18 protein-coding genes are annotated in these 19,205 nt (G+C 61.6%); 16 read left to right on the forward strand and 2 right to left on the reverse strand.

Going from position 1 to position 19,205, the window contains the following annotated elements; translation table 11 throughout:
• Window positions 1-44 precede the first annotated feature (44 nt).
• Together nudK and NKJ21_RS23575 are read left to right on the forward strand one after the other, a co-directional pair.
• On the forward strand, window positions 45-641 hold the full coding sequence (gene nudK / locus NKJ21_RS23570) for a GDP-mannose pyrophosphatase NudK (RefSeq protein ID WP_002913754.1): 597 nt from the start codon (window positions 45-47) through the stop codon (window positions 639-641).
• A gap of 63 nt (window positions 642-704) precedes the next feature.
• Window positions 705-1,751, forward strand: coding sequence for a DUF1176 domain-containing protein (locus tag NKJ21_RS23575; RefSeq protein WP_008803841.1), 1,047 nt, complete (start codon window positions 705-707; stop codon window positions 1,749-1,751).
• Here the strand turns inward: NKJ21_RS23575 and tkt are convergent.
• Window positions 1,741-3,735 (reverse strand): transketolase, encoded by a 1,995-nt coding sequence (tkt, locus tag NKJ21_RS23580; RefSeq protein WP_008803842.1) that lies wholly within the window; start codon window positions 3,733-3,735, stop codon window positions 1,741-1,743. The genes NKJ21_RS23575 and tkt overlap by 11 nt on opposite strands.
• A gap of 16 nt (window positions 3,736-3,751) precedes the next feature.
• Window positions 3,752-4,708: a transaldolase gene (gene tal, locus NKJ21_RS23585; RefSeq protein ID WP_008803843.1), complete on the reverse strand. Its 957-nt coding sequence runs from the start codon at window positions 4,706-4,708 to the stop codon at window positions 3,752-3,754.
• 294 nt (window positions 4,709-5,002) lie between these two features.
• Between tal and maeB the strand changes: the two genes are divergently transcribed.
• The 14 genes from maeB (at window position 5,003) to eutB (ending at window position 19,198) form a co-directional block, all read left to right on the forward strand.
• Window positions 5,003-7,282, forward strand: a complete 2,280-nt coding sequence (gene maeB, locus NKJ21_RS23590; RefSeq protein ID WP_008803844.1) for an NADP-dependent oxaloacetate-decarboxylating malate dehydrogenase — start codon at window positions 5,003-5,005, stop codon at window positions 7,280-7,282.
• Window positions 7,283-7,500: 218 nt separating this feature from the next.
• A complete protein-coding gene (gene eutS / locus NKJ21_RS23595) occupies window positions 7,501-7,836 on the forward strand; it encodes an ethanolamine utilization microcompartment protein EutS (RefSeq protein WP_002913729.1) in 336 nt (111 codons plus the stop codon).
• A gap of 12 nt (window positions 7,837-7,848) precedes the next feature.
• Window positions 7,849-8,328 (forward strand): ethanolamine utilization acetate kinase EutP, encoded by a 480-nt coding sequence (gene eutP / locus NKJ21_RS23600; protein ID WP_023298056.1) that lies wholly within the window; start codon window positions 7,849-7,851, stop codon window positions 8,326-8,328.
• The gene (gene eutQ, locus NKJ21_RS23605; RefSeq protein ID WP_012540921.1) at window positions 8,306-8,995 is read left to right on the forward strand and encodes an ethanolamine utilization acetate kinase EutQ; all 690 of its coding nucleotides are present in this window, start codon (window positions 8,306-8,308) and stop codon (window positions 8,993-8,995) included. The genes eutP and eutQ overlap by 23 nt, the downstream gene beginning before the upstream one ends.
• Window positions 8,992-9,801: an ethanolamine utilization cob(I)yrinic acid a,c-diamide adenosyltransferase EutT gene (eutT, locus tag NKJ21_RS23610; RefSeq protein WP_012540922.1), complete on the forward strand. Its 810-nt coding sequence runs from the start codon at window positions 8,992-8,994 to the stop codon at window positions 9,799-9,801. Before eutQ ends, eutT begins: the two co-directional genes overlap by 4 nt.
• The gene (gene pta, locus NKJ21_RS23615) at window positions 9,791-10,807 is read left to right on the forward strand and encodes a phosphate acetyltransferase (RefSeq protein ID WP_012540923.1); all 1,017 of its coding nucleotides are present in this window, start codon (window positions 9,791-9,793) and stop codon (window positions 10,805-10,807) included. The genes eutT and pta overlap by 11 nt, the downstream gene beginning before the upstream one ends.
• 38 nt (window positions 10,808-10,845) lie before the next feature.
• Window positions 10,846-11,136: an ethanolamine utilization microcompartment protein EutM gene (gene eutM / locus NKJ21_RS23620; protein ID WP_000387720.1), complete on the forward strand. Its 291-nt coding sequence runs from the start codon at window positions 10,846-10,848 to the stop codon at window positions 11,134-11,136.
• A gap of 128 nt (window positions 11,137-11,264) precedes the next feature.
• On the forward strand, window positions 11,265-11,552 hold the full coding sequence (gene eutN / locus NKJ21_RS23625) for an ethanolamine utilization microcompartment protein EutN (protein ID WP_012540924.1): 288 nt from the start codon (window positions 11,265-11,267) through the stop codon (window positions 11,550-11,552).
• 11 nt (window positions 11,553-11,563) lie between these two features.
• Window positions 11,564-12,967 carry an aldehyde dehydrogenase family protein gene (locus NKJ21_RS23630; RefSeq protein ID WP_087498679.1) on the forward strand — a complete coding sequence of 468 codons (1,404 nt, stop codon included), beginning with the start codon at window positions 11,564-11,566 and terminating at the stop codon, window positions 12,965-12,967.
• A 9-nt stretch (window positions 12,968-12,976) separates the two neighbouring features.
• Window positions 12,977-13,816 carry an ethanolamine utilization protein EutJ gene (gene eutJ, locus NKJ21_RS23635; RefSeq protein WP_012967467.1) on the forward strand — a complete coding sequence of 280 codons (840 nt, stop codon included), beginning with the start codon at window positions 12,977-12,979 and terminating at the stop codon, window positions 13,814-13,816.
• On the forward strand, window positions 13,806-14,993 hold the full coding sequence (eutG, locus tag NKJ21_RS23640; RefSeq protein ID WP_032733408.1) for an ethanolamine utilization ethanol dehydrogenase EutG: 1,188 nt from the start codon (window positions 13,806-13,808) through the stop codon (window positions 14,991-14,993). Before eutJ ends, eutG begins: the two co-directional genes overlap by 11 nt.
• A 199-nt stretch (window positions 14,994-15,192) precedes the next feature.
• A complete protein-coding gene (gene eutH, locus NKJ21_RS23645; protein WP_008803853.1) occupies window positions 15,193-16,425 on the forward strand; it encodes an ethanolamine utilization protein EutH in 1,233 nt (410 codons plus the stop codon).
• Complete coding sequence (eutA, locus tag NKJ21_RS23650; protein ID WP_239270721.1) at window positions 16,422-17,825, forward strand: ethanolamine ammonia-lyase reactivating factor EutA; 1,404 nt, start codon at window positions 16,422-16,424, stop codon at window positions 17,823-17,825. The genes eutH and eutA overlap by 4 nt, the downstream gene beginning before the upstream one ends.
• 11 nt (window positions 17,826-17,836) lie before the next feature.
• Window positions 17,837-19,198: an ethanolamine ammonia-lyase subunit alpha gene (gene eutB, locus NKJ21_RS23655; RefSeq protein ID WP_012967470.1), complete on the forward strand. Its 1,362-nt coding sequence runs from the start codon at window positions 17,837-17,839 to the stop codon at window positions 19,196-19,198.
• Window positions 19,199-19,205 lie beyond the last annotated feature (7 nt).

Here is a 19,205-nt window from a genome sequence, read left to right on the forward strand (position 1 = left end):
CCGCAGCGTAGTATGAGGGAGTCCTTTTACGCTGTGGGGTCGGTATGTCACTCAATATTCACGTCATTAAAGATAAAATCCTCTCTGAGAACTGGTTCGTACTACGCAACATGACTTATGAGCTAACGCGGGCGGACGGCAGCGTCGTGCGCCATAAGCGCGAAGTCTACGATCGCGGCAATGGCGCCACCGTACTGCTGTATAACCGCCATAAGCAGACGGTGGTCCTGGTGCGGCAGTTCCGGGTCGCCACCTGGGTCAATGGCAATCATGACGGCATGCTGATTGAAACCTGCGCCGGGCTGCTGGACAACGATGAGCCGGAAGCCTGCATTCGTAAAGAGGCGGTGGAAGAGACCGGCTACGAAGTGGGCGAGGTGCGTAAGCTGTTTGAGCTGTTTATGTCGCCAGGGGGCGTCACCGAAGTGGTGCATTTCTTTATCGCCGAGTACAGCGACGCGCAGCGAACCACCAGCGGCGGCGGGGTGGATGATGAAGCCATCGAGGTGCTGGAGCTGCCTTTTAGCCAGGCGCTGCAGATGGTCGCTGACGGTGAGATCCGCGACGGTAAGGCGGTCATCCTGCTGCAGTATCTGCAAACCTCCGGCCTGATGTCGGGGAACTCTGACAAATCCGATTGAGTAAGCGGCTGCCGTTGTCCAGGATAGGCGCCGTGGTCGGGTTTATCTGGGGTCGGGCGGTTCATGCTTTTTCGCATCATTTTTTTCCTCTTTCTGGCGGTGCTGCCTTGCTCGCAGGCATGGTCGGCACCGACGCAGCAGCGCTTCAACGACTGGCAGGTCACCTGTAACAACCAAAATTTCTGCGTCACCCGTAACGTGGGGCTGCATTATGGGCTGGTGATGACCCTCAGCCGCAGCGCCGGAGCAGTGACTGACGCCAGCCTGCGTATCGAACTGGGGGGCACCGGTAATCCGGTGGCGACGCTCGCGCCGATAGCGCCGCGCCTGCTGCTGGATGGCAAACCGGTGTCCCTGACCGACAAGCGCTGGCACATTGAAGATAAGCTCATTAAAACCGCCGACAGCGTGACGATCGATGCATTTCTCCAGCAGGTTCAGGAGGGGAAAGCTCTCTCGCTGGCCAATGGCCTGCAGAGCATCTCCCTGCAGGGGTTGAAAGCGGCTCTGTTTTTTATCGACGATCGGCAAAAGCGGGTAGGCAGTGAAACGGCCTGGGTCGGCAAAGGGGAAGAGCCGCCGCTCAGCGTACCGCCGGCCCCGGCGCTGCGCGCGGTGGCGACCGCGGAAACAGCGCAGTCGCCGCTGGGGCGTGAGGAGCTCAACGATCTGATGGACTACGGTAATGAGCGGATGACCAACAGCAACTGCTCCCTCGATCCCTTCCGCCGTGAAATTCGCGTTACTGCGCTGACGGATGACAAAGTGCTGCTGATGACCAGCTGCGAATCCGGCGCGTACAACACCGTCTGGCTGGCCTGGCTGGTCTCCCGCCAGCGGCCCTATGTCGCCCGTCAGGTGCGGCTGACGCTGCCGTTTCAGCCACCGGGCGAGGCACCGCGGGAGATCGAGCTTATCAACGCCAGCTACGATGATCGCCGCCATGAGCTGGTGACCCTGGATAAAGGCCGCGAGGCCGGCGATTGCGGGATCCAGACCCGCTGGCGTTTTGACGGCCAGCGGTTCAGTCTCTCCCGCTACGCGCAGCAGCCGACGTGTGATAACTGGCAGGGGCCAGACGCCTGGCCCACGCTGTGGATCACCCGTTAAGCACCTGCTCTGCGGTGGCGACGATATGGTCGACCGTAAAGCCAAAGAACGGAAACAGCTGCTCTGCCGGGGCGGATTCGCCATAGCCGGTCATGCCGACGATCTTGCCTTTTAAGCCGACATATTTATACCAGTAGTCCGCTATCCCGGCCTCGACCGCCACCCGGGCGCTAACGTCCGACGGCAGCACCGACTCGCGCCAGGCCTCATCCTGGGCATCAAACACATCGGTGGAAGGGAGCGAGACGACCCGCACATTCACCCCGTTCGCCAACAGTTTTTCTGCGGCCAGCACAGTGATCTCCACTTCCGAGCCGGTGGCGATGAGGATCAGGTCGGGCTTCCCGCCGGCATCTTTCAGCACGTAGCCTCCCCGGGCAATAGCCTGCACCTGTTCCGGGGTGCGCGGCATCTGCGCCAGGTTTTGCCGCGACAGGATCAGCGCCGTTGGTCCGTTCTGGCGCGCAATGGCCGCCTGCCAGGCGACGGCGGTCTCCACCTGGTCGCAGGGGCGCCAGGTGCTGAAGTTCGGCGTCAGACGCAGACTGGCCAGCTGTTCCACCGCCTGGTGCGTCGGGCCATCTTCCCCGAGACCGATGGAGTCATGGGTATAGACCATGATCTGCCGGGCCTTCATCAGGGCCGCCATGCGCGCGGCGTTGCGGGCGTACTCCACGAACATCAGGAAGGTAGAGGTATACGGAATGAAGCCCCCGTGCAGGGCGATGCCGTTGGCCACCGCGGTCATGCCAAATTCGCGCACGCCGTAGTGGATATAGTTGCCCGCAGGATCGTCTTTAATCGATGTCGAGCCAGACCAGATGGTCAGGTTACTCGGCGCAAGATCCGCCGAACCGCCCAGCAGTTCCGGGAGATGCGGGCCGTAGGCGTTCAGCGCGTTTTGCGAGGCCTTGCGGCTGGCGATTTTCGCCGGCTCGGCCTGCAGTTTCGCCACGTAGTCGCGGGCGGTCGCGGCAAAGTCTTCCGGCAGGGTGCCATCCATGCGGCGAGTCAGCTCAGCGGCCAGCTCCGGAAACTGCTGCTGGTAGGCGGCGAATTTCTCGTTCCAGGCGTGCTCGGCTTTTTCGCCGCGCGGACGCGCATCCCAGCCCTGATAGATCTCTTTCGGGATCTCGAAGGGCGGATATTTCCAGCCCAGCTGCTGGCGGGCCAGGGCCACCTCTTTTTCGCCCAGCGCCGCGCCGTGAGACTCTTCCGACCCCGCTTTGTTGGGCGAACCGAAGCCGATGATGGTCCGACAGATAATCAGCGACGGCTTATCTTTCACCGCCTGCGCTTCCGCAATGGCCTGTTTAATGGCCTGCGGATCGTGACCATCAATGTCACCGATCACATGCCAGTGATAGGCGCGGAAGCGTTCGGCCGTATCATCGGAAAACCAGCCTTCAGTTTTGCCGTCGATGGAGATGCCGTTGTGATCGTAAAAACCGATCAGCTTACCCAGTCCGAGCGTACCGGCCAGCGAACAGGCCTCATGGGAGATCCCCTCCATCAGACAGCCATCGCCCATGAAAACCCAGGTGTGATGGTCGATAATCTCATGACCGGGGCGGTTAAACTGTGCCGCCAGGGTGCGTTCGGCGATGGCCATGCCGACGGCATTCGCCAGCCCCTGGCCCAGCGGGCCGGTGGTGGTCTCCACCCCGGGGGTATAGCCATGCTCCGGGTGGCCCGGCGTTTTTGAGTGCAACTGACGGAACTGCTTGAGTTCTGACAGCGGCAGATCGTAGCCGGTCAGGTGCAACAGGCTGTAGAGCAGCATCGACGCGTGGCCGTTGGACAGAATAAAGCGGTCGCGGTCCACCCAGCCAGGGTTCTGCGGATTGTGCTTGAGAAAATCGTTCCACAGCACTTCGGCAATGTCTGCCATCCCCATTGGCGCACCGGGGTGGCCGGAATTGGCTTTCTGCACCGCGTCCATACTCAGGGCGCGGATGGCGTTGGCAAGCTCTCTTCGGGACATAGTTTTCTCCGTGAGACTAAAGTGAAAGTTTGGCGGCAAGCAGATCTTCCAGTTTGCGCTGATCGACGGCGAACAGGCGGATCCCCTCCGCCAGCTTTTCGACCGCCATCGGGTCCTGATTATGTTCCCAGCGGAACTCCGCCTCGCTGAGCGGCACCGGGCGCGGCAGGATCTGGCTGGCAGGGATCAGTTTGCGCACCACCGGGGCGTCGCTGGCCTGCAGCTCTTTTAACAAGGGCGGGGCGATGGTCAGCCGGTCGCAGCCGACCAGGGCGAGGATCTGTTCGGTGCGGCGGAAGCTGGCGCCCATCACGATGGTGGTGTATTTATGCTGTTTGAAGTAGTCATAGATATTGCGCACCGATTTCACCCCCGGATCTTCCTCCACCACGTAAGGATCCAGCGGCTTACGCGCCTGATACCAGTCATAAATACGCCCGACGAAAGGGGAGATCAGATAGACCCCGGCTTCGGCGCAGGCCCGGGCCTGGGCGAAGGAAAACAGCAGCGTCAGGTTGCAGTGGATGCCTTCTTTTTCCAGCGTCTCGGCGGCGCGGATCCCCTCCCAGGTGGATGCCAGTTTGATCAGGATCCGCGACTTATCAATGCCCATCTCCTGATACAGCGCCACCAGATGGCGCGCCTTCTCGATGCTCTTCTCCCGGTTGAAGGAGAGCCGGGCGTCCACCTCGGTGGAGACCCGGCCCGGAATGCTTTTGAGGATCTCCGCGCCAAAATTGACCGCCAGCTTATCGCAGGCGTGAGTCACCTGCGCTTCACGGCCGCCTCCTTGCTTTTTCGCCCAGGCGATGGCGTCGTCAATGAGTCCGCTATAGGACGCCAGGCCGGCGGCCTTCAGCAGCAGGGAGGGGTTAGTGGTGGCATCTTCCGGATGATAGTGGCGAATGGATTCGATGTCGCCGCTGTCGGCGACCACGGTGGTGAACTGCTTGATGCTGTCTAGCTGATTCATAGATAAGTCCTCCTGGAACAAGGTGTTACATGAGTGCTTGCCGGTATGCGGTATAAATAGTGATGAGGTACATAACCAAAAAGCATAGCAGACGGGGCTATTATTGGCGGCGAATCCGGGTAACATAACCGCTATAAATTGATAACAACCAGATCATAGCGATGGCCAGAGTTTGGCGGTGTTCAAAGTTTATCGCCCCGCCAGGAGGGATACTGTCTGCCACTGAAAGGTGAACGACAGGATGGTCATCACGCTTTTCCCCTACGAACGATACGTGAAAGAAAGGAATAGAAAATGGATGAGCAGTTAAAACAGAGCGCCCTCGACTTCCACGAATTTCCGGTTCCCGGAAAAATCCAGGTCTCGCCGACCAAACCTCTCGCCACCCAGCGCGATTTGGCGCTGGCCTACTCGCCGGGCGTCGCGGCCCCCTGTCTGGAAATCGAAAAAGATCCGCTGGCCGCCTACAAATACACTGCCCGCGGCAACCTGGTGGCGGTCGTCTCCAACGGCACCGCGGTGCTGGGGCTGGGGAATATCGGCGCGCTGGCCGGCAAGCCGGTGATGGAGGGCAAAGGCGTCCTGTTTAAGAAATTCGCCGGCATCGATGTGTTTGATATCGAAGTCGATGAGCTGGATCCGGACAAATTCATTAACGTCGTCGCCGCCCTCGAGCCGACCTTCGGCGGTATCAACCTGGAAGATATTAAAGCGCCGGAGTGTTTCTACATCGAGCAGCAGCTGCGCGAGCGGATGAATATTCCGGTTTTCCATGACGATCAGCATGGCACGGCGATCATCAGCACCGCGGCGATCCTCAACGGTCTGCGCGTCGTCGAGAAGAATCTGTCCGACGTGCGGATGGTGGTCTCCGGCGCGGGCGCGGCGGCGATCGCCTGCATGAACCTGCTGGTGGCGCTGGGGATGCAAAAGCACAACATCGTGGTCTGCGATTCGAAAGGCGTCATCTATAAAGACCGTGAACCGAACATGGCGGAAACCAAAGCCGCCTACGCAGTGGAAGACGACGGCAAACGTACGCTTGATGATGTGATCGACGGCGCCGACATTTTCCTCGGCTGCTCTGGCCCGAAAGTGCTGACTCCGGAGATGGTGAAGAAGATGGCGCGCGCGCCGCTGATCCTTGCCCTGGCCAACCCGGAGCCGGAAATTCTGCCGCCGCTGGCGAAGCAGGTCCGCGATGACGCCATCATCTGTACCGGTCGCTCCGACTACCCTAACCAGGTCAACAATGTGCTCTGCTTCCCGTTCATCTTCCGCGGCGCGCTGGACGTCGGCGCGACGGCGATCAACGAAGAGATGAAGCTGGCGGCGGTGCACGCCATTGCCGAGCTGGCCCATGCCGAGCAGAGCGAAGTGGTGGCCTCCGCCTATGGCGATCAGGATTTAAGCTTTGGTCCGGACTACATCATTCCGAAACCGTTCGACCCGCGGCTGATCGTCAAGATTGCCCCTGCGGTGGCGAAGGCGGCAATGGATTCCGGCGTGGCAACGCGCCCCATCGCTGATTTTGACGCCTATATCGAGAAGCTGAGCGAGTTCGTCTATAAAACCAACCTGTTTATGAAGCCTATCTTCTCTCAGGCGCGCAAAGAGCCGAAGCGCGTGGTGTTGGCGGAAGGGGAGGAGACCCGGGTGCTGCACGCCACTCAGGAGCTGGTGTCGCTGGGGCTGGCCAAACCGATTCTGGTGGGGCGCCCTAGCGTGATTGAAATGCGCATCCAGAAGCTGGGTCTGCAGATCAAGGCCGGCGTTGACTTTGAGATCGTCAATAATGAATCCGACCCGCGGTTTAAAGAGTACTGGAGCGAGTACTACCAGCTGATGAAGCGCCGCGGCATTACCCAGGAGCAGGCGCAGCGGGCGGTGATTAGCAACACCACGGTGATTGGCGCCATCATGGTTCATCGCGGTGAAGCGGATGCGATGATCTGCGGGACTATCGGCGAGTACCACGACCACTACCGCGTGGTGCAGCCGCTGTTTGGCTATCGCGACGGCGTCAGCACCGCCGGGGCGATGAATGCGCTGCTGCTGCCGAGCGGCAACACCTTTATCGCCGACACCTATGTCAATCACGATCCCTCCCCGGAAGAGCTGGCGGAGATCACCCTGATGGCGGCGGAAAGCGTGCGTCGCTTCGGTATTGAGCCGCGGGTGGCATTGCTGTCGCACTCCAACTTTGGTTCCGCCGACTGCCCGTCAGCCAGCAAGATGCGCAAAACCCTTGAACTGGTGAAGGCGAGCGCCCCGGAGCTGATGATCGATGGCGAAATGCATGGCGACGCCGCGCTGGTGGAAAGCATCCGCAACGACCGCATGCCGGACAGCCCACTGAAGGGATCGGCCAATATTCTGGTGATGCCGAATATGGAAGCCGCCCGGATCAGCTATAACCTGCTGCGTGTCTCCAGTTCGGAAGGGGTGACCGTCGGGCCAGTGCTAATGGGGGTGGCGAAGCCGGTGCATATTCTGACGCCGATCGCCTCCGTACGCCGCATTGTGAATATGGTGGCGCTGGCGGTTGTCGAAGCGCAAACCGAACCGCTGTAATCTCGTTTTTTTCCCATTAACGCGCGGAGAGTTTTCCGCGCACAATATCAGGCAGGCCGGCGAGTAAAAACGCTGAGCCTGCCTTTTTAATTCCGCCGCATTATTATTTTCTCTCCTGAGTGATCCACTTCACCTTTTAACCCCACTTGCCGAAATTTGTTATTTGCCGCGCTGAAATACCGTCACCATGAGGACAGATTTCAGGGGGGCAATCAGTCATGGATAAAGAACGCATTATTCAGGAATTCGTACCAGGCAAACAGGTCACACTGGCGCATCTGATTGCCCACCCGGGAGCGGAGCTGGCGAAAAAGATCGGCGTACCCGAATCCGGCGCGATCGGCATTATGACGCTGACACCGGGGGAAACAGCGATGATCGCCGGCGATCTGGCGATGAAGGCCGCCGATGTGCACATCGGTTTTCTCGACCGGTTTAGCGGCGCGCTGGTGATCTACGGTTCGGTCGGCGCGGTGGAGGAGGCGCTCCTGCAGACCATCGGCGGGTTAGGCCGCTTATTAAATTATACCTTGTGCGAATTAACGAAAAGTTAATTGAGAGCGACCATGAAGCGTATTGCCATTGTCGGCGCCGTCGGTGCAGGAAAAACCACATTATTTAATGCCCTGCAGGGAAATTATTCCCTCGCCAGAAAAACGCAGGCGCTGGAATTTAACGATCGTGGCGACATCGATACACCCGGGGAATATTTCAGCCATCCTCGCTGGTATCACGCCTTAATTACCACCCTGCAGGATGTGGACACCCTGATTTATGTCCATGCGGCCAATGATATCGAAAGTCGCCTGCCTCCCGGGTTACTGGATATTGGCAGCCGAAAGCACCTTATCGTGGCGATCAGCAAAACGGATCTGCCGGATGCCAACGTCGCCGCGGTGCGGCAGCTGCTGGACGGGATGGGGTTTCAGGCGCCGGTTTTCGCCCTCAACGGTTGCGATCCGCAAAGCGTCGCGTCGCTGGAAAATTATTTGAGTGAGCTCAGCCAAAAGGAGGAAGGGCCAGGTGAAGAAACTCATTACCGCTAACGATATTCGTGCCGCCCACGCGCGCGGCGAACAGGCGATGTCAGTTGTTCGGCGCGCCAGCATTATCACCCCGGAAGCGCGCGAAGTCGCCGAGCTGCTGGGATTCACTATCACCGAGGATGATGGCGCCGCGCCGGCGGCGACAGCGGCGGACAGCGACAAAACGGAAAGCCAGCGGATCCGCGAAACCATCCTGGCGCAGTTGCCGGAAGGCCAGTTTACCGAAAGCCTGGTGGCGCAGCTGATGGAAAAGGTGATGAAGGAGAAGCAGTCCCTGGAGCAGGAGGCGATGCAGCCAGGATTTGACTCCGTGACCGGCAAAGGCGGCATCAAAGTGATCGACGGCAGCAGCGTGAAGTTTGGCCGCTTCGACGGCGCCCAGCCGCACTGCGTCGGCTTAACGGACCTGGTGACCGACCAGGATGGCAGCAGCATGGCCGCCGGATTTATGCAGTGGGAGAACGCCTTCTTCCCGTGGACGCTGAACTACGACGAAATCGATATGGTGCTGGAGGGCGAGCTGCATGTGCGCCATCAGGGGGAAACGCTGATTGCCAAAGCAGGGGACGTCATGTTTATCCCGAAAGGCGCCAGCATCGAATTCGGTACCCCGTCGACGGTGCGCTTCCTGTACGTCGCCTGGCCGGCAAACTGGCAATCGCTATGAACGATTTCATTACCGAAGCGTGGCTCAGAGCGAATCATACGCTCAGCGAAGGCGGTGAAATCCATCTTCCTGCCAACGCTCGCCTGACGCCCTCGGCGAGGGAGCTGCTGGAAAGTCGGCATCTGCGGGTCAAATTTCTCGACCGCCAGGGGCGCCTGTTTGTCGAGGATGACGAACAGACGCCGCAGCCGGTGCATGTCCTGACCAGCCGCGACCATCCGCCCCAGGCCTGCTGCGAGCTCTGTCACCAGCCGGTGGATAAAAAGCCGGACACCCTGACCCACCTGACGGCCGATACCCTGGTGGCGAAAAACGATCCGCGGCTGGCCTTCCGTGCGGTGCTGGACAGCACCATCGCTCTGACGGTGTGGCTGCAAATTGAACTGGCGGAGTCCTGGCAGCCGTGGCTGATGGATATCCGTTCGCGGCTGGGCAACATCATGCGCGCCGACGCGCTGGAGGAGCCGCTGGCGGCGCAGTCGATAGCCGGATTCAGCGAGGGACAGTTACACCGTCTGTCCCATCAGCCGCTGCGCTTCCTGGGCCACGATCACCTGGTGCCGGAGGCCCGCCATGGGCGCGAGGTCGCGCTGCTTAATCTGCTGCGCGGCAAAGTCCGCGAGGCGGAGGTGACCGCGGCGCAGGTGTTTATCACGCCGCAATTTGCGGTCCGGCGCGCCGATATTATGCAAGCGCTCAACCGTCTCTCCAGCGCGGTCTACGTGATGATGATCCTGGGCGTGACGGATTCGCCGCCAACCCTCAGCCAGCTGCAGCAGCACCTGGGAGGTGAAGATGATCATTGACCAATGCCGCAAACTGGCGCTGCGCGCCCCCGCCCGAGTGGTGTTCCCGGATGCGCTGGACGTCCGTGTGCTGAAGGCGGCGCATTATCTGCAGCAGCAGGGCCTGGCGCGTCCGATCCTCGTCGCCAGTCCCTTCGCGCTGCGGCAGTTCGCCCTTGGCGAACGTCTGCCGCTGACCGGAGTGCAGATCATTGATCCGCACAGCAACCTGGCGATGCGCGAGGCGTTTGCCGCCGCCTGGCAGGCGCGCGCCGGCGATAAAGCGCCCGCTGACGCCGTCGACAAGCTGGCCGACCCGCTGATGTTCGCCGCGGCGATGGTCAGCGGCGGTGAGGCCGAGGTGTGTATCGCCGGGAATCTCTCGTCAACCGCCAGCGTGCTGCGCGCCGGTCTGCGCCTTATCGGCCTGCAGCCGGGGTGTAAAACGCTCTCTTCGCTGTTTCTGATGTTGCCGCAGTATGCCGGCCAGCCGCTGGGGTTTGCCGACTGCAGCGTGGTGCCGCAGCCGACGGCGGCGCAGCTGGCGGATATCGCGATTGCCAGCGCCGAGACCTGGCAAGCGATCGCTGGCGAAGCGCCGCGGGTGGCAATGCTCTCCTTCTCGACACACGGCAGCGCCCGGCATCCCTGTGTGGCTAACGTCCAGCAGGCCACGGAGATCGTGCGTCAGCGGGCGCCGCAGCTGATGGTCGATGGCGAACTGCAGTTTGACGCCGCCTTTGTACCGGACGTCGCTGCGCACAAAGCGCCCGGCAGCCCGCTGCGGGGGCGGGCCAATGTGCTGGTCTTCCCATCGCTGGAGGCGGGCAACATCGGCTACAAAATCGCCCAGCGATTGGGTGGATATCGCGCCATCGGGCCGCTGATCCAGGGCCTCGCCGCCCCGCTTCACGACCTCTCGCGAGGCTGTAGCGTAGAGGAAATTATCGAACTGGCGCTGGTGGCGTCGGTACCGCGCCAGACGGACGCAAGCCGGATCCCCGACTCGTCCACGCTGGTTGAATGAATGGTCCCCTTCAGGACCCCTTATGAGAGGAAAACACAATGGAAGCATTAGGAATGATTGAAACCCGGGGCCTGGTTGCACTGATTGAGGCCTCCGACGCCATGGTCAAAGCGGCCCGCGTCAAGCTGGTAGGCGTGAAACAGATCGGCGGCGGCCTGGTGACCGCCATGGTGCGCGGCGATGTCGCGGCGTGCAAAGCCGCCACGGATGCCGGGGCGGCGGCGGCTCAGCGTATCGGTGAGCTGGTCTCTGTACATGTCATCCCGCGCCCGCATGGCGATCTGGAAGAGGTCTTCCCGATCAGCTTCAAGGGTGACAGCAACATCTAACGGGGGAGGGGGTGCCGGAAAGTTCGGGCCGGATGAGACGTCAGCGCGTCGCTATCCGGCCATGAAAAGGCATGAATGCCGGATGGCGCTGCGCTTTTCCGGCCTGCACATCACACGCGGAGATGGACATGAAGCTGGCTGTCGTAACCGGATATGTGGTCTGCACCGTACGCCATGAAGGGCTGGCCCACGACAAACTGCTGATGGTGGAGATGCTCAATGCCCGCGGCGAACCCGACGGGCAATGCGCGGTCGCCATCGACAACATCGGCGCGGGATGCGGGGAGTGGGTGCTGCTGGTCAGCGGCAGCTCGGCGCGACAGGCGCACGCACAGGGCGCCTCTCCGGTCGATCTGTGCGTGATTGGCATCGTGGATGAGGCTGCGGCCGATGGTCAGGTGCTCTTCCATAAGTAGGGTGAAAAATCATGAATCAACAGGACATTGAACAGGTAGTGAAAGCGGTACTGCTGAAAATGAAAGACAGCAGTCAGCCTGCTGACGCCGTTCATGATAGGGGCGTTTTTGCCTCACTGGATGACGCTGTCGCGGCGGCAACGGCGGCCCAGCAGGGATTAAAGCGGGTGGCGATGCGTCAGCAGGTGATTCAGGCCATTCGTGAGGCGGGTGAAAAGCATGCCCGTGAACTGGCGGAGCTTGCGGTGACGGAGACCGGCATGGGACGCGTTGAAGATAAGTTTGCCAAAAACGTGGCGCAGGCACGGGGTACGCCAGGCGTGGAGTGTCTGACTCCGCAGGTGCTGACCGGCGATAACGGCCTGACGCTGATTGAAAACGCGCCCTGGGGCGTGGTGGCCTCGGTCACGCCCTCGACCAATCCGGCGGCGACGGTGATTAACAACGCCATCAGCCTGATTGCCGCCGGCAACAGCGTGGTCTTCGCCCCCCATCCGGCGGCGAAACAGGTCTCGCAGCGGGCAATTACCCTGCTTAACCAGGCGGTAGTGGCCGCTGGCGGCCCGGCCAACCTGCTGGTGACCGTGGCGAACCCGGATATCGACACCGCCCAGCGGCTGTTTAAGTACCCCGGCATCGGCCTGCTGGTGGTGACCGGCGGCGAAGCGGTGGTCGAGGCGGCGCGCAAACATACCAACAAACGGCTAATAGCCGCCGGGGCCGGCAACCCGCCGGTGGTGGTGGATGAGACCGCCGATCTGCCGCGCGCCGCGCAGGCGATCGTTAAAGGCGCCTCATTCGATAACAACATTATCTGCGCCGACGAGAAGGTGCTGATCGTGGTCGATAGCGTCGCCGACGAACTGATGCGCCTGATGGAAGGCCAGCAGGCGGTGAAGCTCACGGCGGCGCAGGCCGAACAGCTCCAGCCGCTGCTGCTGAAACATATCGACGAGCGCGGCAAAGGCACGGTCAGCCGCGACTGGGTCGGCCGCGACGCGGGCAAAATCGCCGCGGCGATTGGCCTGCAGGTGCCGGCGTCAACCCGCCTGCTGTTCGTGGAAACGCCTGCCAGCCATCCGTTTGCTGTTACTGAACTGATGATGCCGGTGCTGCCGGTGGTGCGGGTGGCGAACGTCGAGGAGGCCATCGCCCTGGCGGTGCAACTGGAAGGCGGCTGCCACCACACCGCGGCGATGCACTCGCGCAACATCGACAACATGAACCAGATGGCGAACGCCATCGACACCAGCATCTTTGTCAAAAACGGACCGTGCATCGCCGGGCTTGGGCTGGGCGGCGAGGGCTGGACCACCATGACCATCACCACCCCAACCGGGGAAGGGGTAACCAGCGCGCGGACCTTCGTTCGTCTGCGCCGCTGCGTGCTGGTGGATGCGTTTCGAATCGTATAAGGGATGAACATGGCGCACGACGAACAACGCTGGCTTTCGCCGAGACTGCAAAAAGCCGCTGCTCTGTGTAACCAGGCACCCGCTGCCAGCGAATCGCCGCTGTGGCTGGGTATCGATTTAGGTACCTGCGACGTGGTGTCGATGGTGGTCGACCGTGATGGCCAGCCGGTTGCGGTATGTCTTGACTGGGCCGATGTGGTGCGCGACGGCATCGTCTGGGACTTCTTCGGCGCCGTCACCCTCGTGCGCCGTCATCTCGCGACCCTCGAACAGCAGCTGGGCTGCCGCTTTACGCATGCGGCGACCTCGTTTCCGCCCGGCACCGATCCGCGCATTTCGATCAACGTCCTGGAGTCCGCCGGGCTGGAGATCAGTCATGTGCTGGATGAGCCCACCGCGGTGGCGGATCTGCTGCAGCTCGATAATGCCGGGGTGGTGGACATCGGCGGCGGCACCACCGGGATCGCCATCGTTAAACAGGGCAGGGTGACGTATTCGGCGGATGAAGCCACCGGCGGACACCATATCTCCCTGACTCTGGCCGGGAATCGCGGCATCGGGCTGGAAGAGGCTGAGCAGTACAAGCGCCGCCATGCCGGAGAGATCTGGCCGGTAGTGAAACCGGTGTACGAGAAGATGGCTGAGATTGTCGCCCGACATATTACCGGACAAGGGATTGGTGATTTGTGGCTGGCAGGCGGCGCCTGCATGCAGCCGGGCGTCAGGGCGCTTTTTTGCCAATGTTTCCCGACGCTGAAGGTGCATTTACCCCGGCACAGCCTGTTTATGACCCCGCTGGCAATCGCCAACAGCGGGAGGGAAAAAGCGGAGGGGATCTATGCAAGCTGAACTGCAGACGGCGCTGTTCCACGCCTTCGATACGCTGAATCTTCAGCAAGTGAAAAGCTTCAACGTTCCGCCGGTGACGCTGCACGGCGTCGGCGCGCTGGCGGCCTGCGGCCCGCAAGCGCAGGCCCGGGGCCTGAAGCATCTGTTTGTCATGGTTGACCGTTTTCTCCATCAGGCGGGAATGACCGCCGGGCTGGAGCGTAGCCTGGCGATGAAAGGGGTTGCCATGACCCTCTGGCCCTGTCCCGCCGGCGAACCCTGCGTCACCGATGTCTGCGCTGCGGTCGCCCAGCTGCGGGACGCGCGCTGCGACGGCGTGGTGGCCTTCGGCGGCGGCTCGGTGCTGGATGCGGCGAAAGCGGTGGCGCTGCTGGTCGCCAACCCTGAGCAGACGCTGGGGGAGATGACGGAGCACAGCGAATTACAGCCACGTCTGCCGCTGATTGCGGTGCCGACCACCGCCGGCACCGGGTCAGAAACCACCAACGTGACGGTGATTATCGATGCGGTGAGTGGACGCAAACAGGTGCTGGCGCATGCCTCGCTGATGCCGGATGTGGCGATCCTCGACGCCGCCCTAACTGAGGGCGTTCCCCCGCCTGTCACGGCGATGACCGGGATTGATGCGCTGACCCACGCCGTCGAGGCCTACAGCGCCCGTCACGCCACGCCGTTTACCGACAGTCTGGCGATGGGGGCGATAGCCATGATCGGCGAAGCGCTGCCGAAAGCGGTGGGCTGCGGCCAGGATCTGGCGGCGCGGGAGAACATGCTGCTGGCCTCCTGCATGGCGGGGATGGCGTTTTCCAGCGCCGGGCTGGGGCTATGCCATGCCATGGCGCATCAGCCGGGGGCGGCGCTGCATATTCCGCACGGTCTGGCCAACGCCATGCTGCTGCCAACGGTGATGGGCTTCAACCGTATGGTGTGCCGGGGGCGCTTCAGCCAGATCGGCCGGGCGCTGACCGGCAGGAAAACCGATGACCTTGAGGCAATCGCCGCCGTGCGCGAACTGATTGCGGAAGTCGGTCTGACGATGCGGCTGTCGGATGCCGGCGCGACGCCCGCGCACTACGCCACCTGGGCACAGGCGGCGCAGGACGACATCTGTCTGCGCACCAATCCACGCACCGCCACCCGGGAGCAGATTATCGAGCTGTACGCGGCGGCGCAATAAATGCGGATTTTCCCGGAGGCGTGTGGCTGTGGCTTTCCCGGCTCGCGCTGCGCTTAGCCGGGCTACAGGATCACAGCCGTCTGCTATGCCGTAGCCCGGGTAAGGCGTTCACGCCGCGACCCGGGAAAGTTCCCCGAGTGCGGCTAATGTCCCCGTATTCACAGTATCTACCAATCATAAATGACAGGGAGTAAGGGCTATGGGAATTAACGAAATCATCATGTACATCATGATGTTCTTTATGCTGATTGCCGCCGTGGACAGGATCCTGTCGCAGTTCGGCGGCTCGGCGCGCTTTCTCGGCAAACTGGGGAAAAGCATTGAGGGATCCGGCGGTCAGTTTGAAGAAGGGTTTATGGCGATGGGCGCGCTGGGCCTGGCGATGGTCGGGATGACCGCCCTGGCGCCGGTGCTGGCCCATCTGCTCGGTCCGGTGATTATCCCGCTGTATGAGATGCTCGGCGCCAACCCGTCGATGTTTGCCGGCACGCTGCTGGCGTGCGACATGGGCGGTTTCTTCCTCGCCAAAGAGCTGGCGGGCGGCGACGTGGCGGCCTGGATGTACTCGGGCCTGATCCTCGGCTCCATGATGGGGCCGACCATTGTGTTCTCCATTCCGGTGGCGCTCGGCATTATCGAACCTGCCGATCGCCGCTGGCTGGCGCTCGGCGTGCTGGCGGGCATTGTCACTATTCCTATCGGCTGTATCGCCGGCGGTCTGGTGGCGATGTATTCCGGGGTGGAGATCAACGGCCAGCCGGTAGCGTTTACCTTCGCGCTGATCCTGATGAATATGATCCCGGTGATCATCGTCGCCGTGCTGGTGGCGCTGGGGCTGAAGTTCATTCCGGAAAAAATGATCAACGGCTTCCAGATCTTCGCCAAATTCCTCGTGGCGCTGATCACCATCGGCCTGGCGGCGGCGGTGATCAAGTTCCTGCTCGGCTGGGAGCTGATCCCAGGACTCGACCCGATCTTTATGGCGCCTGGTGACCAGCCCGGCGAGGTGATGCGCGCCATCGAAGTCATTGGCTCTATCTCCTGCGTGCTGCTCGGCGCTTACCCGATGGTGCTCCTGCTGACCCGCTGGTTTGAAAAGCCGCTGATGCGTGTCGGTAATCTCCTCAAAATCAACAATATGGCTGCCGGCGGCATGGTCGCTACCCTCGCGAACAATATCCCGATGTTCGGCATGATGAAGCAGATGGATACCCGCGGGAAAGTGATCAACTGCGCCTTCTCAGTGTCAGCGGCGTTCGCCCTCGGCGACCATCTCGGTTTTGCGGCGGCCAACATGAACGCCATGATCTTCCCGATGATCGTCGGCAAGCTGGTCGGCGGCGTTACCGCGATTGGCGTGGCGATGCTGCTGGTGCCAAAAGATGAAAACGTACCGGCGCCTGCCAACACCGAAGCGGAGGCGCACTCGTGAACACGCGCCAGCTGTTGAGCGTCGGTATTGATATCGGCACCACCACCACGCAGGTGATCTTCTCGCGCCTCGAGCTGGTGAACCGCGCGGCGGTCTCCCAGGTGCCGCGCTACGAATTCATCAAACGCGACATTAGCTGGCAAAGCCCGGTCTTTTTTACGCCGGTTGATAAGCAGGGAGAACTGAAAGAGGCCGAGCTTGAGGCGCTGATTCTGGCTCAGTACCGGGCCGCCGGGATTGCCCCGCAAGCGGTGGACTCCGGGGCGATCATCATCACTGGTGAAAGCGCGAAAACCCGCAATGCCCGCCCGGCGGTGATGGCGCTCTCGCAGTCGCTGGGCGATTTTGTCGTCGCCAGCGCCGGGTCGCACCTGGAGTCGGTCATTGCCGGACACGGCGCCGGGGCGCAGACCTTGTCCCGGCAGCGGATGTGCCGGGTGCTTAATATCGATATTGGCGGCGGTACCTCGAACTATGCCCTGTTTGACGCCGGTAACCTCAGCGCCACCGCCTGCCTCAACGTCGGCGGCCGCCTGCTGGAAACCGACGCTCAGGGGCGCGTGGTCCACGCGCACTCGCCAGGACAGCGGATTGTCGATGCGGTATTCGGCCCGGGAACCGATGCTTTATCGTTGACTGCGGGTCAGCTGGCGCAGGTGGCGCGCCGGATGGCGGGGCTGATCGTTGAGGTGATCGACGGCAGGCTCTCACCGCTGGCGCAGGGGCTGATGCAAACCGAAGTACTGCCTGCGGGTGTTCAGCCGGAGGTGATTACTCTTTCCGGCGGAGTGGGGGAGTGCTACCGCCATCAACCCGCCGATCCTTTCTGTTTTTCCGATATCGGGCCGCTGCTGGCCACGGCCCTGCACGAGCATCCGCGCCTGCGTGAAATGAACGTGCAGTTTCCGACGCAAACCGTGCGCGCCACGGTGATTGGCGCCGGGGCGCATACGCTGTCCCTGTCCGGGAGCACCATCTGGCTGGAGAGGGTTCAACTGCCGCTGCGCAATCTGCCGGTGGCTATCCCGCAGGAGGCCGCCGATCTGCCGAACGCCTGGCGGCAGGCGCTGACGCAGCTCGATCTGGCCCCCGAGGCGGACGCTTACGTGCTGGCGCTTCCCGCTTCACTTCCGGTGCGCTACGCCACCTTACTGACCGTAATTGACGCCCTGCTGGCGTTTGTCGCCCGCTTTCCCAATCCGCGTCCGCTGCTGCTGGTGGCCGAGCAGGATTTTGGCAAAGCGCTGGGCATGCTGCTGCGGCCGCAGCTTCCACACCTTCCGCTGGCGGTCATCGATGAGGTGAGCGTCCGGGCGGGGGACTATATCGACATTGGTACGCCTCTTTTTGGCGGATCGGTTGTGCCGGTGACGGTGAAATCACTCGCATTTCCTTCCTGAGGGAACGACTTATGAAACTAAAGACCACATTGTTCGGCAATGTTTATCAGTTTAAGGATGTTAAAGAGGTGCTGGCGAAAGCCAACGAACTGCGTTCGGGGGATGTGCTGGCGGGCGTGGCAGCGGAGAGTTCGCAGCAGCGCGTGGCCGCCAAGCAGGTGCTCTCCGATATGACGGTGGCCGATATCCGCAATAACCCGGTGATCCCCTATGAGGAGGATTGCGTGACGCGCCTGATCCAGGATGACGTGAACGAAACCGCCTATCAGCGGATCAAACACTGGACCATCAGCGACCTGCGCGAATACGTGCTCAACGACGAGGTCACCAGCGACGATATCGCCTTTGTCCGCAAAGGGCTGACCTCCGAGGTGGTGGCGGCGGTGGCCAAGATCTGCTCCAACGCCGATCTGATCTATGGCGGCAAAAAAATGCCGGTGATCAAAAAAGCCAATACCACCATCGGTCTGCCGGGGACCTTTAGCTGCCGCCTGCAGCCGAACGATACCCGCGACGACGTGCAGAGTATTGCCGCGCAAATCTACGAAGGGCTCTCCTTCGGTGCGGGCGACGCGGTGATTGGCGTCAACCCGGTCACTGACGACGTGGAGAACCTGAGTCGCGTGCTGGATACGGTGTACGGGGTGATCGACAAGTTTTCCATCCCGACCCAGGGCTGCGTGCTGGCGCACGTCACCACCCAGATCGAAGCTATCCGCCGCGGCGCGCCGGGGGGGCTTATCTTCCAGAGCATCTGCGGCAGCGAAAAAGGGCTAAAAGAGTTCGGCGTCGAACTGGCGATGCTCGATGAAGCGCGGGCGGTGGGAGCGGAGTTTAACCGCATCGCCGGGGAGAACTGTCTTTACTTTGAAACCGGGCAGGGCTCGGCGCTCTCCGCGGGCGCTAACTTCGGCGCCGACCAGGTGACGATGGAAGCGCGTAACTATGGCCTGGCGCGGCACTACGATCCGTTCCTCGTCAACACCGTGGTGGGCTTTATCGGGCCGGAGTACCTCTATAACGACCGACAAATTATTCGCGCCGGGCTGGAAGACCACTTTATGGGCAAGCTGAGCGGCATCTCGATGGGCTGCGACTGCTGCTACACCAACCATGCCGATGCCGATCAGAACCTCAACGAAAACCTGATGATCCTGCTGGCGACCGCTGGCTGCAACTACATCATGGGCATGCCGCTCGGCGACGACATCATGCTCAACTACCAGACTACCGCCTTCCACGATACCGCGACCGTGCGCCAGCTGCTGGGTCTGCGTCCGTCACCGGAGTTCGAAGGCTGGCTGGAACGGATGGGCATTATGGCAAATGGTCGTCTGACCAAACGGGCGGGCGATCCGTCACTGTTCTTCTGATGACGCG

It is taken from the genome of Klebsiella sp. SWET4 (assembly GCF_024296565.1).
Taxonomy (GTDB): Bacteria; Pseudomonadota; Gammaproteobacteria; order Enterobacterales; family Enterobacteriaceae; genus Klebsiella; species Klebsiella variicola.

Bases quoted from the DNA above. Each gene is read 5' to 3' on its own strand.
- nudK (WP_002913754.1), top strand. From the start codon at position 45: ATGTCACTCAATATTCACGTCATTAAAGATAAAATCCTCTCTGAGAAC.
- NKJ21_RS23575 (WP_008803841.1), top strand. From the start codon at position 705: ATGCTTTTTCGCATCATTTTTTTCCTCTTTCTGGCGGTGCTGCCTTGC.
- tkt (WP_008803842.1), bottom strand. From the start codon at position 3,735: ATGTCCCGAAGAGAGCTTGCCAACGCCATCCGCGCCCTGAGTATGGAC.
- tal (WP_008803843.1), bottom strand. From the start codon at position 4,708: ATGAATCAGCTAGACAGCATCAAGCAGTTCACCACCGTGGTCGCCGAC.
- maeB (WP_008803844.1), top strand. From the start codon at position 5,003: ATGGATGAGCAGTTAAAACAGAGCGCCCTCGACTTCCACGAATTTCCG.
- eutS (WP_002913729.1), top strand. From the start codon at position 7,501: ATGGATAAAGAACGCATTATTCAGGAATTCGTACCAGGCAAACAGGTC.
- eutP (WP_023298056.1), top strand. From the start codon at position 7,849: ATGAAGCGTATTGCCATTGTCGGCGCCGTCGGTGCAGGAAAAACCACA.
- eutT (WP_012540922.1), top strand. From the start codon at position 8,992: ATGAACGATTTCATTACCGAAGCGTGGCTCAGAGCGAATCATACGCTC.
- pta (WP_012540923.1), top strand. From the start codon at position 9,791: ATGATCATTGACCAATGCCGCAAACTGGCGCTGCGCGCCCCCGCCCGA.
- eutM (WP_000387720.1), top strand. From the start codon at position 10,846: ATGGAAGCATTAGGAATGATTGAAACCCGGGGCCTGGTTGCACTGATT.
- eutN (WP_012540924.1), top strand. From the start codon at position 11,265: ATGAAGCTGGCTGTCGTAACCGGATATGTGGTCTGCACCGTACGCCAT.
- NKJ21_RS23630 (WP_087498679.1), top strand. From the start codon at position 11,564: ATGAATCAACAGGACATTGAACAGGTAGTGAAAGCGGTACTGCTGAAA.
- eutJ (WP_012967467.1), top strand. From the start codon at position 12,977: ATGGCGCACGACGAACAACGCTGGCTTTCGCCGAGACTGCAAAAAGCC.
- eutG (WP_032733408.1), top strand. From the start codon at position 13,806: ATGCAAGCTGAACTGCAGACGGCGCTGTTCCACGCCTTCGATACGCTG.
- eutH (WP_008803853.1), top strand. From the start codon at position 15,193: ATGGGAATTAACGAAATCATCATGTACATCATGATGTTCTTTATGCTG.
- eutB (WP_012967470.1), top strand. From the start codon at position 17,837: ATGAAACTAAAGACCACATTGTTCGGCAATGTTTATCAGTTTAAGGAT.